Source organism: Ruegeria sp. AG6, from assembly GCF_056541565.1.
Genome location: NZ_JBQFYQ010000025.1, coordinates 1 through 1,775, shown reverse-complemented (window position 1 = coordinate 1,775; position 1,775 = coordinate 1). Strand labels below are relative to the sequence as shown.

Genomic DNA, 1,775 nt, shown 5'->3' with positions numbered 1-1,775 from the left:
CCTGAGCTTTCATGTCGTCGGCGGAGATTCCGGCGACGGCGACGGGTTTTTTCATCGCGTCGCGGCGGAAAGGCTCGCCGAGCTCCTGGTTGATCAGGGCCTCGATCAGCGTGGTGATGCCGTTCTTCTGATCCTCGATCGCCTGATTCAGCGCCGCAGTCAGCTCGTCCTGGGTGCGGGCCACGACACCCTTCAGGCCACAGGCCTGCGCGATACCGGCGTAAGACACTTTGGTGTCCAGCTCGGTGCCGACGAAGTTGTCGTCGAACCACAGGGTCGAGTTGCGCTTTTCCGCGCCCCACTGGTAGTTGCGGAACACGATCTGGGTCACGGCGGGCCATTCCTCGCGGCCGATCGCGGTCAGTTCGTTCACCGCGATGCCAAAGGCACCGTCACCGGCAAAGCCCACGACCGGCACATCCGGGCAGCCGATCTTGGCACCAACGATGGCCGGCAGGCCATAGCCGCAGGGGCCGAACAGGCCCGGCGCCAGGTATTTGCGGCCCTCTTCAAACGATGGATAGGCGTTGCCGATGGCGCAGTTGTTGCCGATATCCGAGCTGATGATCGCCTCTTTCGGCAGGGCCGCCTGAATGGCGCGCCACGCCATGCGGGGGCTCATCCAGTCGGGCTTGGCCGAGCGAGCACGCTGGTTCCAGGTGGTGCCCGGATCGTCATCCTCGTGGGTCATCGAGGTCAGTTCCTGCGCCCAGGCCGATTTCTTCTGCGCGATGCGCTCTTTGCGCTCTTTGCGGCCTTCGTCACCGGCGGTGTCGCTCAGCTGGGCCAGAATGCCCTTTGCCACCTTGGCGGCGTCGCCGATGATGCCGACGCTGACCGCTTTGGTCAGGCCGATACGGTCAGGGTTGATGTCGACCTGGATGATCTTCGCATCCGCGGGCCAGTAGTTGATGCCATAGCCCGGCAGGGTCGAGAACGGGTTCAGACGGGTGCCGAGGCACAGGACAACATCCGCCTCGCTGATCAGCTCCATCCCGGCTTTCGAGCCGTTGTAGCCCAGCGGACCGGCAAACAGAGGGTGGCTGCCGGGGAAGGCGTCGTTGTGCTGATAGCCCACGCAGACCGGCGCATCCAGACGCTCGGCCAGCGCCTTCGAGGCCTCGATCCCGCCCTTGGACAGCACCACGCCCGCACCGTTCAGGATCACCGGGTTCTTGGCGTTCGACAGCAGCTCGGCCGCCTGCGCCACGGCGGTTTCGCCGCCCGCAGGGCGCTCGAACTCGACGATGGCGGGCAGGTCGATATCGACCACCTGGGTCCACATGTCACGCGGGATGTTGATCTGGGCCGGGGCGCTGGCGCGCTTGGCTTTCATGATCACGCGGTTCAGAACCTCGGTGACGCGGGTCGGGTCGCGGACCTCTTCCTGATAGGCGACCATGTCCTCGAACAGCTTCATCTGCTCAACTTCCTGGAAACCGCCCTGACCGATGGTCTTGTTCGCCGCCTGCGGAGTGACCAGCAGCAGCGGCGTGTGGTTCCAGTAGGCGGTTTTCACGGCGGTCACGAAATTGGTGATGCCGGGGCCGTTCTGCGCGATCATCATCGACATCTTGCCGGTCGCACGGGTGTAGCCATCCGCCATCATCCCCGCGCTGCCTTCATGCGCACAGTCCCAGAACATGATCCCGGCCTTCGGGAACAAGTCCGAGATCGGCATCATCGCAGATCCAATGATCCCGAACGCATGCTCAATCCCGTGCATCTGCAAAACCTTAACAAAGGCCTCTTCCGTCGTCATTTTCATAAGGGTG

General features: G+C 63.6%; 1 protein-coding gene. It reads right to left on the bottom strand.

Annotation, left to right across the window (positions count from 1 at the left end; translation table 11 throughout):
• A partial coding sequence (gene xsc, locus ACR0I0_RS20555; RefSeq protein ID WP_171638648.1) for a sulfoacetaldehyde acetyltransferase occupies nucleotides 1-1,768 on the bottom strand: 1,768 nt, incomplete at its 3' end.
• Nucleotides 1,769-1,775: the final 7 nt, after the last annotated feature.